The organism is Streptomyces sp. NPDC019224, assembly GCF_040632605.1.
In the GTDB taxonomy this organism is placed as follows: Bacteria; Actinomycetota; Actinomycetes; order Streptomycetales; family Streptomycetaceae; genus Streptomyces.
In genome coordinates this window covers 1-14,405 of the sequence record NZ_JBEYCF010000002.1, presented here as the reverse complement: position 1 = coordinate 14,405, position 14,405 = coordinate 1, and the positions used below count along the sequence as shown (strand labels likewise).

The following is a 14,405-nucleotide window of genomic DNA, read 5'->3' as shown; positions in this document are numbered from 1 at the left end:
GCGCCGCGCGCCCGGACCGGCCCGGGCGTACTCGGCCCGCCCCGGTCCCGTGAGCCGGCCCGCGGCCCACGGGCCGCCCCGGCCGTATCCAGCCGGTCCGGTGATCGAGGACACCCCGGCAGCACCCGCTGCGGCGGCCCCACGTGAACGCCGGGGCATGCGCCTCCGCCCCGTCCCCGGCGCCGCGGCGCGCCCCCTCAGGCCCCCGGTTCGACGCCCAGCATCCGCCGCAGCAGATCCCGCAGCACCGTCCGGTCCGCGGCCGGCAGCCCCGCCAGCGGCTCCCGCGCGAAGTCCAGCGCGTCGCGCAGTCGCAGGGCCGTCGCCGCTCCCCGCTCGGTGGGCGCGGCCAGCTTCACCCGGCGGTCGGCGGGGTCCGGGCGCCGCTCCACCAGGCCGCGCGCCTCCAGCCGGTCGACGATCCCGGTCACGTTGGACGGCTCGCACTTCAGCTTCTGGGCGATCCGGCGCATGGGAAGCGGCTCGACGGACAGGAGTCCGAGGACCCGGGCCTGTGCGCCGGTGAGGCTGTGCGCGGCGGCGGCCTGCTCGTACTCCTCGTAGTAACGCGCCACGACGCTGCCGATGAGCTCGATGACTTCGAGGGTCAGGGGATCTGTGCGCGAGGTGGCCATGACACACAGGATACCCAGTTGCTTGACAAGATGAAATATCCAGGAGCATGGTTGTTTCAGGTGGTGAAGCTTTTCGGGCTTCCCGTGAACCGAGACCCCCACACCGAGGAGATCCCGAGCCCATGTCTGCAGCTCTTCCCGCGTCCGGCCGTGAATGGCACCTCGTGGCCCGTCCGCACGGCTGGCCGAAGACCGAGGACTTCGCGCTGCGTGAGGCGCCGGTCACCGCCCCCGCCGAAGGCCGGGTCCTCGTGCGCAACCTGCACTTCTCGGTCGACCCGTACATGCGCGGCCGGATGAACGACGTGAAGTCCTACACCCCGCCCTTCAAGCTCGACCACCCCATGGACGGCGGCGCCGTCGGTGAGGTCGTCGCGTCGAACGCCGAGGGCTTCGAGGTCGGCGACCACGTCCTGCACGGCCTCGGCTGGCGCGAGTACGCGAGCGTCCCCGCCGAGCGCGCGGTGAAGGTCGACGCCTCGCTCGCCCCGCTCTCCGCCTACCTCGGCGTGCTCGGCATGACCGGGCTCACCGCCTACGCCGGCCTGTTCGACGTGGCGTCCTTCAAGGAGGGCGACGCGGTCTTCGTCTCCGGCGCCGCCGGTGCCGTCGGCAGTCAGGTCGGCCAGATGGCGAAGATCAAGGGCGCCTCCCGGGTCATCGGCTCCGCCGGCTCGGACGAGAAGGTCAAGCTCCTCGTCGAGGAGTACGGCTTCGACGCCGCGTTCAACTACAAGAACGGGCCGGTCGCCGAGCAGCTGCGCGAGGCCGCCCCGGACGGCATCGACGTCTACTTCGACAACGTCGGCGGTGAGCACCTGGAGGCCGCGATCTCCTCGTTCAACGTGCACGGCCGCGCCACCATCTGCGGCATGATCGCCCAGTACAACGCCACCGAGCCCACCCCCGCCCCGCGCAACCTCGCGCTCGTCATCGGCAAGCGGCTGCGCCTGCAGGGCATGCTCGTCGCGGACCACCAGGACCTTCAGCAGCAGTTCGTCCAGGAGGTGGCCGGCTGGCTGGCCTCGGGCGAGCTGAAGTACCGCGAGACGGTCGTCGAGGGCATGGAGAACGGCGTCGACGCCTTCCTCGGCCTGCTGCGCGGCGAGAACACCGGGAAGATGATCGTCTCCCTCGGCTGAACCGCTCTTCCCCGCACCGGTTAGGCTCATTCCGACCGTCGCGATCGTGGGCGCGAGTCGCGGCGCACCAGCAGGAGGAATCCTCAGCATGACCATTCAGGACATATCCGTCGCTTACACCGCCGTCGCCACCGCCGAGAACGGCCGTGACGGCCGCGTCGCCTCGGACGACGGCAAGCTCGACGTCGTCGTCAACCCGCCGAAGGAGATGGGGGGCAGCGGCGCCGGCACCAACCCGGAGCAGCTCTTCGCCGCCGGTTACAGCGCCTGCTTCCAGGGCGCGCTGGGCGTCGTCGCCCGCCAGGAGAAGGCCGACATCTCCGGCTCCACGGTGACCGCGGCGGTCTCCATCGGCAAGACCGAGGCCGGCGGCTTCGGCCTGGAGGTCGCCATCACCGCGACCATCCCGAACGTCGACAGGGCGACCGCGCAGGCGCTCGTCGAGAAGGCCCACCAGGTCTGCCCGTACTCGAACGCCACGCGCGGCAACATCAAGGTGGAGCTCGCGGTCGCCTGACCTGCCTTCCCCGCCGAACAGACCCCACCCCGTCCCGTTAGGCTGACGCCATGCGTGATCTCGGGGTGGGGTTCGGCTTTCTGATCAAGGGTCAGCGGTGGGTGTTCGGCCGGGGCCGGTGGTTCGGCATCGGCCTGCTGCCCGGCCTGATCACCCTCGTGCTGTACGCTGGTGCCCTCGTCGGCCTCGGCTACGGCGCCGATGCCCTGGTGGCGTGGGCGACGCAGTTCGCCGACGACTGGTCCTCGCCCTGGCTCGGCCTGCTGCGCAACACGCTGACCGTGCTGGTCTTCGTTTTCGGCCTCTTCCTGGCCGTGATCACCTTCACCGCCGTGACCCTGCTGGTCGGGCAGCCCTTCTACGAGTCGCTGTCCGAGGAAGTCGAGCGCACCGAGGGCGGCACGGTCCCCGAGTCCGGGCTGCCGCTGTGGCGGGAGCTGTGGATCTCCGCCCGCGACAGCGTGTACGTCCTGCTGCGGGTCGGGCTGTACGCGATCCTGCTCTTCGCCTTCGGCTTCGTCCCCGTCGCCGGGCAGACCGTCGTCCCCGCGATCGGCTTCTGCGTCACCGGGTACTTCCTCGCCGAGGAGCTGACCGCCGTCGCCCTCCAGCGCCGGGGCATGGTGCTGAAGGACCGGCTCGCCCTGCTGCGCGGCAACCGCATGCGGACCCTCGGCTTCGGCGTACCGCTGGGGCTGGCCTTCATGCTGCCGTTCGTCGCCGTGTTCCTCATGCCGGGCGCCGTCGCCGGGGCCACCCTGCTGGCGCGCGACCTGATCGGCGAGGAGGCGGCGGATGACGATGACGACGACGGCGATGAGGAAGAGGAAGAGGCGGACGACGCCGAGCCGTCCGGGGTGCCCGAGGGCTGAGCGTCGGCCCGGCTCAGCGCACCGAGAACCCGTACACCGTCGTCGACACGTACTCCTCGCCCGGCCGCAGCACCGTGCTCGGGAACTCCGGCCGGTTCGGCGAGTCCGGGAAGTGCTGGGTCTCCAGGGCGATCCCGGCGCACGGGCCGAACGGCCGGCCGTCGAAGTGGTCCGCGGTGTACAGCTGGAGCCCGGGCTCCGTCGTCGTCACCGTCAGGACGCGCCCCGACACCTCGTCGTACAGCTCGGCCGCCGGAACCGTCCCGTCCGCGTCGAGCACGAAGTTGTGGTCGTACTCCTTGGTCACCGGCCGGGGCTCGCGGAAGTCGAACCGGGTGCCCTCGACCGGCAGGAACTCGCCCGTCGGCAGCGACTCCGCGTCCACCGGCGTGACCGCCCCCGCCGCGATCCGCAGCCGCTGGCCGAGCGCGCTGCCGCTGTCGGCGCCCGCGAGGTTCCAGTAGGTGTGGTTCGTCGGGTTCAGCACGGTCGGCGCGTCCGTCACCGCGCGGTAAGCGATGCGCAGCGCCCCTCCCTCGTCCAGGGTGTACGCCGCCGTCAGTTCCACGCGCCCCGGGAAGCCCTCCTCGCCGTCCGCCGAGACGAGGGACAGCTCCACACCGTCCGCGATCTCGCGCGCGTCCCACACCCGCTTGGCGAAACCGCGCTCCCCGCCGTGCACATGGTTGCGGCCCTCGTTGCGCGTGAGGTGGTGCGTCCGGCCGTCCAGTTCGAAGGACGCCCCGCCGATCCGGTTCGCGTACCGGCCGACCAGCGCCCCGAAGCAGGGACCCGCGTACTCCTGGTACGAGGCCAGGTCCGGCAGCCCGAGCGCGATCCCGGCCCGCACCCCGTCCCGGTCCGGCACCTCGACCGACTGCACGATGCCGCCGTACGTCAGGACGCGCACCCGGGTGCCGTCCCGCTCCAGCGTCCAGCGGTGCACGGCGGTGCCGTCCGCGAGGGCGCCGAAGTGTTCCGTACTCATCACCGTGTTCGAACCCGTCTGCATGATCAGCGACTTTACGCGGGCGGGCGGACCGCCGTGACGTTGCGGTAGGCGATCTCGGCGAGCCTGGCCTGGCCGTTGCGGCCGGGGTGGAACCAGTCCCACTGGCTGAGCTGCTTGCCGGTGAACCGGTAGTCGAACACCGCCCCGCCGTCGTACCGGCAGCGGCTGTCCTTCGCGCACACCTCGCGCAGCGCCTCGTTGTACGCCACGACGCGCTCCTGCACCGCCGTGCGCCGGGCCACCGCCGCCGCGCCCATGTCGTCCGCGTCGCCCAGCATCGACTTGCAGATGCCCAGTTTCCAGATCTGCTTGCCCAGCTGGTTGACCCGTCCCTGCGACCACAGCCGCTTCAGGTCCGGCACGCTCGACACGTACACCTGCGCCTTCGGCGCCCCGTCGCGCAGCCGGCGCATCGACGCCTCGAACGACGCCCGGAAGTCCGCCACCGGGGTCATCGCCCGCACCGAGTCCCGGCAGGCGTCGTTGGCGCCGATCATCACGGTCACCAGGTCCGGGTCCTCCTTTGCCGCCAGCGCCATCTGCTCCGGCAGCTGGGCCATCCGAGCGCCTGTCACGGCGTGGTTCCAGCTGTGGTCCGCCGCCCGGGAGGCGCCGAGGAGGCGTACCGCCAGACTGCGTACGGAGCTGTCCGTGCCGGTCGACCAGGAGACCTCCGGACAGTCGGCCAGCACCGAGCACGCGTCGAAGCCGCGCGTGATCGAGTCCCCGACCGCCGCGATCGAGGCGGGGCTCGGGTCCCAGACCGGGCCCGGCGCCGGGGCCGGCCGGTGCCCGGCCGACGCCGAGCCCTTCGTCGTCCCGTCGGACCCCGAGCCGCAGCCGGCCAGCGCCGCCGTGCCGAGGCAGGCCAGCGAGGCCAGCCCGGCCAGGGCGGTGCGTGAGCGGTGCCGTACGGACCGATCCGGCATTGCCTGGTCTCCTCCTGTTCATGCCCCGCCGCTCCGCCGAGTGAAGACTGAGCGAAGAAGGGCCCCGGGACCGACGGTACGTCACACCTCGAACCCCTGGGCGCGGTAGCTTTTCCCCGTCGAACCAGTGGCTCCTGCGGTGCCCGGCTCCACTCGGGTGGCATCCGAACATCACACCGCGTCACATACTGTCGCTTTTCCGGAGAATAACTCCCGATGATGTTTACTGATGACAGGCCGCTGGGGAAGGCGAACCTCGTCCCACACTGGAGGTCCCGGTGACGACACGTGGAGTCCTGTACGTTCACTCCGCACCGCGCGCGCTCTGCCCACACGTCGAATGGGCGGTGGCGGGAGTCCTGGGCGGGCGGGTGCAGCTCGACTGGATCAGACAGCCGGCCGCGCCGGGCACCTGGCGCTCCGAATTCTCCTGGCAGGCCCGGCCCGGCACGGCGTCCAAGCTGGCCTCCGCGCTCCGCGGCTGGGACCTGCTCCGCTTCGAGGTGACGGCGGAGCCCTCTCCCGCGGCGGAGGGCGAGCGCTACAGCTCGACGCCCGAGCTGGGCATCTTCCACGCCGTCACCGGCATGCACGGCGACATCCTGGTCCCGGAGGACCGCCTCCGCGCCGCGCTGGCCCGCTCGGCGGGCGGCGAGACGGACCTGGAGGCGGAGATCGCCAAGCTCCTGGGCAAGCCGTGGGACGACGAACTGGAATCCTTCCGCCATGCGGGCGAGGGCGCCCCGGTCCGTTGGCTCCACCAGGTGGTGTGACGAAGCCCAGCCCCTCCGGCGGTACACCCGAGTTCCGGGCGTACACCCGAGCCCTTCCAGCGGTACACCCGAGCCCCGGGCGTACACCCGAGCCCCTCCGGCGATACAACCAAGCCCCTCCGGCGATTGAGGAGCGGGGGTTCGGGGGCGGAGCCCCCACACAACGCGGAAGCCCGCACCCCCCGCAGGGGGCACGGGCTCCACGAAAACCCGACGCGCAAGCGCGTCACACGCTACGGAACGCCAGCACCACGTTGTGGCCGCCGAAACCGAACGAGTTGTTGATCGCCGCGATCGGCCCCTCCGGCAGCGCCCGCGGAGCATCCCGCACGATGTCCGCCTCGATCGACTCGTCCAGGTTCTCGACGTTGATCGTGGGCGGAGCCATCCGGTGGTGCAGCGCCATGACCGTCGCCACGGTCTCGATGCCGCCCGCGCCACCGAGCAGGTGACCCGTCATCGACTTCGTCGCGGAGACCGCGACATGGTCCAGGTCCTCGCCCAGCACCGCGCGCAGCGCCTTGACCTCCGCGATGTCGCCCTGCGGGGTGGACGTGGCGTGGGCGTTCAGGTGGACGATCTCCGACGGCTTGAGGTCCGTCTGGTCCAGCAGGTTCTGCATCGCCGCGGCGATACCGCGGCCCGTGGGCTCCGGCTGCGCGATGTGGTGGGCGTCGGCGGAAAGGCCCTGGCCCAGCACCTCGCAGTAGACCCGGGCGCCACGCGCCGCCGCGTGCTCCGCGGACTCCAGGACGACGACGCCGGCGCCCTCGCCGAGGACGAAGCCGTCGCGGCCCACGTCGTACGGACGGGAGGCCTTCTCCGGCTCGTCGTTGTTCTTGGACATCGCCATCATGTTGGCGAACGCGGCGATCGGCAGCGGGTGGATCGCCGCCTCGGTGCCGCCGGCGAGAACCACGTCGGCGCGGCCGGTGCGGATCATCTCGACGGCGTACCCGATCGCCTCGGCACCCGAGGCGCAGGCGGAGACCGGGGTGTGGACGCCCGCCTGGGCGTTCACCTCGATGCCCACGTTCGCGGCCGGGCCGTTGGGCATGAGCATGGGAACGGTGTGCGGGGAGACGCGGCGTACGCCCTTCTCCTTCAGCACGTCGTACTGGTCGAGCAGGGTGATCACGCCGCCGATGCCGGAGGCGATGACCGAACCCAGCCGCTCGGGCTGGATCGTTTCGTCCTCACCGGCCTTGCCGGTGAAACCCGCGTCCGCCCACGCCTCACGGGCGGCGATCAGCGCGAACTGCGCCGAGCGGTCCAGACGGCGGGCGAGCGGACGGGGCAGGACGTCGGCGGGGTCGACGGCCGCCAGGGCCGCGATGCGGACAGGCAGTTCGGCGAAACGTTCGCCCTCGAGGGGCTTGACGCCGGAACGGCCTGCCATCAGGCCTTCCCAGGTCGATGCGGAATCGCCACCCAGCGGAGTGGTTGCGCCGATACCGGTGACGACCACGGTGCGATTGGTCGAGTTCACTGGAAAATCTTCTCCACGTGTAGGGGGTCGTGAATCAGCGGCGCCACCGCCGGGTGGCGACACACGAACCGGCTGGATCAGTCCTGGTGCTTGAGGATGTAGTCCGCGGCGTCGCCGACGGTCTTGAGGTTCTTGACGTCCTCGTCGGGGATCTTCACGTCGAAGCGCTCCTCGGCGGCGACGACGACCTCGACCATGGACAGCGAGTCGACGTCCAGGTCGTCCGTGAAGGACTTGTCCCGCTGGACGTCCTCGGCCGGAATGCCGGCGATCTCGTTGACGATGTCGGCGAGACCCTTGACGATCTCTTCCTGCGTGGCGGCCATCTCGGCGCTCCTTCGGTGTATTTCTGCTGGGTTCGGACGTCCGGGCCGAAAAGGCCCGGTGTGCCTAGGGGAGAGTAACGACCGTCGCGGCGTAGACGAGACCCGCCCCGAAGCCGATGACGAGAGCGGTGTCGCCGCTCTTGGCCTGACCGGTCGCCAGGAGCCGCTCCATGGCGAGCGGGATCGAGGCGGCGGAGGTGTTGCCGGTGGTCTCCACGTCACGGGCGACCGTGACGCTCTCCGGCAGCTTCAGCGTCTTCACCATCGAGTCGATGATCCGCATGTTGGCCTGGTGCGGGATGAAGACGTCCAGGTCTTCCGGGGAGATCCCGGCCGCGTCCAGCGCCTGCTGGGCGACCTTCGCCATCTCGAAGACGGCCCAGCGGAACACCGCCTGGCCCTCCTGCGTGATGGCGGGGAACTTGATCTCGCCGCGGTCGTTGAGGGGCAGCTTCGAGACGTCGCCGACCTGGTAGTCGTTCCACGCCACGGTCTGCTTGATCGTCTCGGACTTGTCGCCCTCGGAACCCCAGACCGTCGGGCCTATGGCGGGCACCTCGGAGGGGCCGACGACGACCGCTCCGGCGCCGTCGCCGAACAGGAACGCCGTCGCCCGGTCCGTCAGGTCGGTGAGGTCGCTCAGCCGTTCCACGCCGATGACGAGTACGTACTCGGCCGAGCCCTCGACGATCATGCCCTTGGCCAGGGTCAGCCCGTAGCCGAAGCCCGCACAGCCGGCCGAGATGTCGAAGGCGGCGGGCTTCCCCGCGCCGACCTTGTGGGCGATCTCGGTCGCGATGGCCGGAGTCTGCTTGAAGTGCGAGACGGTGGAGACGATGACCGCGCCGATCTGCTCCGGGGTGATCCCGGCGTCCGCGATCGCCTTGCCGGACGCCTCGACGGACATCGCGGCCACGGTCTCCTCCTCGGAGGCCCAGTGGCGGGTGGCGATCCCGGAACGGGAGCGGATCCACTCGTCGGACGAGTCGATCGTCTCCAGGATGACCTCGTTGGGCACCACCCGGGTGGGGCGGTAGCCGCCGACACCCATGATCCGCGCGTACGGCGCGCCCTGGCTGGGCTTGATCTTCGACATGCTCTCGGGCTCCTTAGGCACCCGCGTGCTCAGCGATGAGCGCGCGGGCCGCGTCGAGGTCGTCGGGGGTCTTGAGCGCGAGGGTCTGGACGCCGGGCAGTGCCCGCTTGGCCAGGCCGGTGAGCGTGCCGCCGGGGCAGGCCTCGATGAGCGCGGTGACGCCGAGCTCCTTGAAGGTCTCCATGCACAGGTCCCAGCGGACCGGGTTGGCGACCTGGCCGACGAGCCGGGTGATGACCTCGTGGCCGGTGGCGACGGTCCTGCCGTCGGCGTTCGAGACATAGGTCACGGTCGGGTCGGAGACGTCCAGGTCCCCGGCCGCCGCGCGGAGCCGCTCGACGGCGGGAGCCATGTGGTGCGTGTGGAACGCGCCGGCCACCTTCAGGGGCACCACGCGGCGCACGCCCTCCGGCTTGTCCTCGGTGAGCGCGGCGATCTGCCCGGCGGTGCCGGCGGCGACGATCTGGCCGCCCCCGTTGACGTTCGCCGGGGTCAGCCCGAGCTTCTCCAGGTGCGGCACGGTGACCTCGGGGTCGCCGCCGAGCAGCGCCGCCATACCGGTCTCGGTGACCGCCGCGGCGTCGGCCATGGCGAGCCCACGGGTGCGCACGAAGCGGAGCGCGGCCTCGTCGCCGATGACCCCGGCGAGGGCGGCGGCGGTGATCTCACCGACGCTGTGGCCCGCGACGACACCCGGCGAGGCGTCGAGCGCGGCGGCCGACAGCAGGCCGGCGGCGACCAGCAGCGGCTGGGCGACCGCGGTGTCGCGGATCTCCTCCGCGTCGGCCTTGGTGCCGTAGTGGACGAGGTCGAGCCCGATGGCGTCGGACCAGGCCGCGATGCGGTCGGTGGCACCGGGGAGGTCGAGCCAGGGAGTCAGGAAGCCGGGCGTCTGAGCGCCTTGGCCGGGAGCGACGAGTACGAGCACCCTCACACTCTCTCTTGTGAACGGTCCGGAACACCCGTGGGGACAGGGACGAAGAACCGTAGGGGGAATTGTTGATGTCCGACAAAAGTCTAGGACTGCGTATCCCGGTCGGCCAGGCGCCCCAGGATCAGGGCGATTCGCAGAGTGAACGCCGAACGGACGTCGGAAGGTGACCAGCCGGTGACGTCTGTCACACGTCGGAGCCGGTAGCGCACGGTGTTGGGATGCACGAACAGCATCCTGGCCGCGCCCTCCAGGCTGCTCGCCTGCTCCAGGTACACGCTCAGCGTCTCCAGGAGCGCGGAGCCCGCTTCTTCGAGCGGTCTGTAGATCTCCTCCACCAACTGCTCGCGCGCGGCCGGGTCGCCCGCCATCGCGCGCTCCGGCAGAAGATCGTCCGCGAGCACCGGCCTCGGTGCGTCCTGCCACGCCCCGCACGCCTTCAGCCCGGCCGCCGCGGCCTGCGCGGACCGGGTCGCGCCCAGCAGGTCCGCCACCACGGGGCCGGCCACCACGGGGCCCGCCGCGTACGGTCCGATCAGGGCCTTCGCGACCTGGAGCGGGTTGTCGCTGCCGCCCGCGATGACGACCAGGCGGTTGCCGAGGACGCCCGTCAGGACCTGGAGTTTGGCCTGCCGGGCGGCCCGCCGGATCGCCTCCACGGTGAGCTCGCTGTCCCCGTCCGGGGCGGTGCCGAGGAGCACGCAGACGTGCTCGGGCGAGTTCCAGCCGAGCGCGGCGGCCCGGGAGACGGCGCCCTCGTCGGCCTCCCCGGACAGCACCGCGTTCACCACGAGCGACTCCAGCCGGGCGTCCCAGGCGCCCCGGGCCTCGGCCGCCTGCGCGTACACCTGGGCGGTCGCGAACGCGATCTCACGGGCGTAGACGAGCAGCGCCTCCCGCAGCACCGACTCGTCGCCCGGCGCGGCGACCTCGTCGATCGCGGCCTCCATGACCTCGATCGTCGTCCGCACCATCTCGACGGTCTGCCGCAGCGTGATCGCCCGGGTCAGCTCGCGCGGAGCCGTCCCGAAGACGTCGGTCGAGATCGCCTGCGGGGTCTCCGGATGCCGGAACCACTCGGTGAACGCGGCGATACCGGCCTGGGCGACCAGGCCGATCCAGGAACGGTTCTCCGGGGGCATCGCCCGGTACCACGGCAGCGACTCGTCCATGCGGGCGATCGCGTTCGCGGCCAGTCGGCCGGAGGACTGCTCCAGCCGCTTCAGGGTCGCGGTATGGAGATGGGCGTCGTTCGCAGCGGGCTGCTCAGGATCGGGTCGGGGCACGGACACAAGACTGCCTTATCCGGACGGACGCACGGAGGGCCGGGGCCGGTGGCGGGCCGGTTCGCCGTCCGGCGGGGGCCTTTGGGGGCTGTCGCGGGCCGGTTCCGCCGGCGACGGGGGCTTGGTGAGGGGCGGCGGGCTACCGTGGGCGGGTGATATCCGTACACCGCGCGGGCGACCGGTTCGAGGGCGGGGACGGGGCGGCCGGCATCGAGTCCCGGCACTCGTTCTCCTTCGGCTCCTTCTACGACCCCGACAACCTCCGCTTCGGCCCGGTCCTCGCCTGCAACGAGGAGCGCCTCGCACCCGGCGCGGCCTTCGAGGAACACCCGCACAGCCACACGGAGATCGTCACCTGGGTCGTCGAGGGCGAGCTGACCCACCGCGACTCGGCCGGTCACGCCACGGTCGTCCGCGCCGGCGACCTCCAGCACCTCAGCGCGGCGTCCGGCGTCCGCCACGTCGAACGCAACGACGGCGAAAGCCCGCTGACGTTCCTTCAGATGTGGCTCGCGCCCCTGGAGCCCGGCGGTGAGCCCTCGTACACGACCGTTCCCGGCATCGCCGACTCCACTCCGTACGCCCTCCCCGAGGCCGGGGCCATGCTCCATGTGCGGCGCCTCGCGCAGGGCGAGCGCGCGGCGGTGCCCGACGCGCCGCGGGCGTACGTCCACGTGGTGCGCGGCGCGGTACGCGTGGGCGAGGAGGAGCTGGCGGCGGGCGACGCGGCGCGGATCACCGGCGAGTCCGGGCTCGAACTCGCCGCGGTGGACGCGGCCGAGGCGCTGGTCTGGGAACTGCCGGCCTGACGCGCTCCGCCGCCGCATCGACCACATCGGCGGCCCCGCCCGGAACGTCGTCCCCCTCCGGATACACCTCGAAGCCGTGCCCCGCGCGTCGGCGTGGGCGCCCAGGCGCTTCCACGTACCCGTGCGCCGGGCGGCCAATCGCATCGCCGTACGCGGAAGCCGACCCGGTCCGCCCGCAGGGGCGGCGGTCCGTGACCGGCCTCCGGCGGCTCGGCAAGACCGCCCGACCGGCCAACGGGGCGCGATTTCCGGCTGTCACCGTGCGGGATCTCGACCGGACCGCGAGGTCGTGGAAACCTTCCGGTGCCTCAGGAATACGTCCACGGTTCGCCCGCCGTTCGCACCGGCGGCCTAGTTTTCGCAGGCGCGCAGACATTTTTTTCCCTATGAACCACTCTCCCCAGAGGTGCCCCCCATGACTCTTCAGATCAGCGAGCCCCTGTGCTCGGACGCCGACGGCCTCGACGACACCGGCGAGCACACCAACGAGTTCCGCATCAGCCGCCGCCGGATGCTGCAGACGGCCGCCGTCTCCCTCGGGGCGATCGCCGCGGGTCCGGTGGCCGAGGCGATCGGCGGAGCGCGGGCCGAGGCGGCCGAATACCGCCTGCCCAAGGGCTTCAAGGGCGACATGTCCGACCTGAAGCACGTGGTGATCCTCATGCAGGAGAACCGTTCCTTCGACCACTACCTCGGCCAGCTGAAGGGGGTGCGCGGGCACGACGACAAGCAGGTCCTGACGTTCCAGGACGGCACCACCGTCTTCCAGCAGCGCGACGCCACCGGGGCCATCGTGACCCCCGCCGTATCGACCGCCACCTGGAGCGACAAGCACAACTTCTACGGTGCCAACGACGGGCGCTGGGACACCTGGGTGAAGGACAAGGGCGACCACTGCATGTGGTACTACACGCCCGACTACATGCCGTGGATGTACTCGCTCGCCTCCCAGTACACCGTCTGCGACATGAACTTCTGCTCGCTGCACGGGCCCACCATCCCCAACCGCTACTACCTGATGAGCGGCACGGGAGGCGGCGAGACCACCAACGCCGGCCAGAACAACTACACCCGCCGCTGGACCACGGTCCCCGAGCAGCTCCAGCAGGCCGGCATCGACTGGCGGGTCTACTCCGACAACAGCGGCAACGGCGTCGGCGGCAGCCTCCAGAGCGGATACGTCGGCGAGTACGGCTGCAACGTCACCAACAGCTTCGCCGCCTTCGACCCGCGCACCGCGGCCGAGGCCGACCTCGAACCCGGGACCGGCAAGATCTGGAAGGCCAACTCCTTCGTCTACGCGGGCGCCACGACGCCCAACGACGACTCGGAGGCCAACCTCGACGCCGTGCTGCGCGACCTCATCGCCGCCTGCGAGCCGGGCGCCGAGCACCCGCTGCCCGAGGTCTCCTGGGTGGTCATGCCCGCCGCGTGGAGCGAGCACCCGGGCTTCGACACGGTGCACGGCGAGCGGTACATGAACAAGGTCCTCAAGACGCTCCAGAGCAACGAGGACATCTGGAACCACACCCTGGTGATCATCACCTACGACGAGAACGACGGGAAGTTCGACCACGTTCTGCCGCCCCGCCCGGAGGAGGGCACGCCCGGCGAGTTCGCCGGCACCACCCCGTACGGCTTCGGGCCCAGGGTGCCGATGCTCCTGGTCTCGCCGTGGACGCGGGGCGGTTACGTCGCCTCGGAGGTCTTCGACCACACCTCGACGGTGAAGTTCCTGGAGACCTGGGCCGCTCACCTGGGCAAGCCGTTCACCTGCCCGAACATCACCCCGTGGCGCCGCTCCATCGCCGGCGACCTCACCAGCGCGATCGACTTCGCGCACCCGCGGCCGGGCCCGGTCGTCCTCGCCGACCCGGTCACCGGCACTCCGCCGAGGCCGCCGCGCGACCGGATGGAGCCGCGTGGGCTCTCCTTCCACCCGCACGCCACGTTCACCGAGGACCGGTCCGCCGGCACGGTGACCGCCTCCATGACCCTGAGCGGCGGCCCGGCGGGCAAGGCGGTCAGCCTCCAGGTCTTCCCCGACCGGTATCTCCCGTTCACCAACACCCCGTACACGGTGAGCGCGGCGGACCCGCGTTCGTACACCTGGGACACGACGCAGACCGACGGCCGGTACGCCTTCTCGGTGTACGGCCCCGACGGCTTCCTGCGCTCCTTCGCCGGGCAGGTGATCCCGAAGGACGCGAGCACCCGGCACCTCGGCCTGCCGCGCGTCGAGACGCGGCTGGTCCGGGGCAGGCGCGCGGTGGTCCGGCTGGGGCTGCACAACGACGGCCGGCACCCCGTCCGGTACACCCTGAAGGCCAACGACTACGCCGGCGGCACCCGCGAGGTCACCGTGCCCGGCGGCCACTCCACCGTCGTGGACTGGCCCACCGAGCACGGGTACTACGACGTCGTCCTCACCGCCGACACCGGCACCGGCTGGACCCAGCGGTACGCGGGGCGGGTGGCGACGGTGAACGAGCGCACCCGCTGGGCCGTACGGACTACACCGACCCGCACACCGGCACTACCGCCGCGTGGGAGTACGCGACCTGGACCTCATCGGCCCACCTCTCGTC

13 protein-coding genes and 1 pseudogene are annotated in these 14,405 nt (G+C 71.4%); 6 read left to right on the top strand and 8 right to left on the bottom strand.

Annotated elements, in window-relative coordinates:
- Nucleotides 1-197 precede the first annotated feature (197 nt).
- Nucleotides 198-635, bottom strand: a complete 438-nt coding sequence (locus ABZ564_RS01565; RefSeq protein ID WP_360847718.1) for a MarR family transcriptional regulator — start codon at nt 633-635, stop codon at nt 198-200.
- A gap of 122 nt (nt 636-757) precedes the next feature.
- On the opposite strand from ABZ564_RS01565, the gene ABZ564_RS01560 reads away from it, so the two are divergent.
- The 3 genes from ABZ564_RS01560 (at nt 758) to ABZ564_RS01550 (ending at nt 3,166) form a co-directional block, all read left to right on the top strand.
- On the top strand, nt 758-1,777 hold the full coding sequence (locus ABZ564_RS01560) for an NADP-dependent oxidoreductase (RefSeq protein ID WP_360847715.1): 1,020 nt from the start codon (nt 758-760) through the stop codon (nt 1,775-1,777).
- An 88-nt stretch (nt 1,778-1,865) separates the two neighbouring features.
- Nucleotides 1,866-2,294, top strand: coding sequence for an organic hydroperoxide resistance protein (locus tag ABZ564_RS01555; RefSeq protein WP_360847712.1), 429 nt, complete (start codon nt 1,866-1,868; stop codon nt 2,292-2,294).
- Between the two features lie 50 nt (nt 2,295-2,344).
- Nucleotides 2,345-3,166 (top strand): EI24 domain-containing protein, encoded by an 822-nt coding sequence (locus tag ABZ564_RS01550; protein ID WP_360847708.1) that lies wholly within the window; start codon nt 2,345-2,347, stop codon nt 3,164-3,166.
- A gap of 13 nt (nt 3,167-3,179) precedes the next feature.
- Here the strand turns inward: ABZ564_RS01550 and ABZ564_RS01545 are convergent, their stop codons facing one another.
- Both ABZ564_RS01545 and ABZ564_RS01540 read right to left on the bottom strand, forming a co-directional pair.
- Nucleotides 3,180-4,178, bottom strand: a complete 999-nt coding sequence (locus ABZ564_RS01545) for an aldose epimerase family protein (RefSeq protein ID WP_360847705.1) — start codon at nt 4,176-4,178, stop codon at nt 3,180-3,182.
- Between the two features lie 11 nt (nt 4,179-4,189).
- The gene (locus ABZ564_RS01540; RefSeq protein ID WP_360847702.1) at nt 4,190-5,107 is read right to left on the bottom strand and encodes an SGNH/GDSL hydrolase family protein; all 918 of its coding nucleotides are present in this window, start codon (nt 5,105-5,107) and stop codon (nt 4,190-4,192) included.
- A gap of 278 nt (nt 5,108-5,385) precedes the next feature.
- Between ABZ564_RS01540 and ABZ564_RS01535 the strand changes: the two genes are divergently transcribed.
- Nucleotides 5,386-5,880 (top strand): DUF3145 domain-containing protein, encoded by a 495-nt coding sequence (locus ABZ564_RS01535; RefSeq protein WP_360847700.1) that lies wholly within the window; start codon nt 5,386-5,388, stop codon nt 5,878-5,880.
- Nucleotides 5,881-6,106: 226 nt separating this feature from the next.
- Here ABZ564_RS01535 and fabF read toward each other — a convergent pair whose 3' ends face one another.
- The 5 genes from fabF to ABZ564_RS01510 form a co-directional block, all read right to left on the bottom strand.
- A complete protein-coding gene (fabF, locus tag ABZ564_RS01530; protein WP_360847697.1) occupies nt 6,107-7,369 on the bottom strand; it encodes a beta-ketoacyl-ACP synthase II in 1,263 nt (420 codons plus the stop codon).
- 77 nt (nt 7,370-7,446) lie between these two features.
- Nucleotides 7,447-7,695, bottom strand: coding sequence for an acyl carrier protein (locus tag ABZ564_RS01525; protein WP_360847694.1), 249 nt, complete (start codon nt 7,693-7,695; stop codon nt 7,447-7,449).
- 64 nt (nt 7,696-7,759) lie between these two features.
- The gene (locus tag ABZ564_RS01520) at nt 7,760-8,791 is read right to left on the bottom strand and encodes a ketoacyl-ACP synthase III (RefSeq protein ID WP_360847691.1); all 1,032 of its coding nucleotides are present in this window, start codon (nt 8,789-8,791) and stop codon (nt 7,760-7,762) included.
- A gap of 13 nt (nt 8,792-8,804) precedes the next feature.
- Complete coding sequence (locus ABZ564_RS01515) at nt 8,805-9,719, bottom strand: ACP S-malonyltransferase (protein ID WP_360847688.1); 915 nt, start codon at nt 9,717-9,719, stop codon at nt 8,805-8,807.
- A gap of 89 nt (nt 9,720-9,808) precedes the next feature.
- Nucleotides 9,809-11,008, bottom strand: coding sequence for a helix-turn-helix domain-containing protein (locus ABZ564_RS01510; RefSeq protein WP_360847685.1), 1,200 nt, complete (start codon nt 11,006-11,008; stop codon nt 9,809-9,811).
- A gap of 152 nt (nt 11,009-11,160) precedes the next feature.
- Here ABZ564_RS01510 and ABZ564_RS01505 point away from each other — a divergent pair, with 152 nt between their 5' ends.
- Complete coding sequence (locus tag ABZ564_RS01505; RefSeq protein ID WP_360847682.1) at nt 11,161-11,817, top strand: pirin family protein; 657 nt, start codon at nt 11,161-11,163, stop codon at nt 11,815-11,817.
- Nucleotides 11,818-12,232: 415 nt separating this feature from the next.
- Nucleotides 12,233-14,230: pseudogene (locus ABZ564_RS01500) on the top strand (alkaline phosphatase family protein); the annotation flags it as partial.
- Between the last annotated feature and the right edge of the window lie 175 nt (nt 14,231-14,405).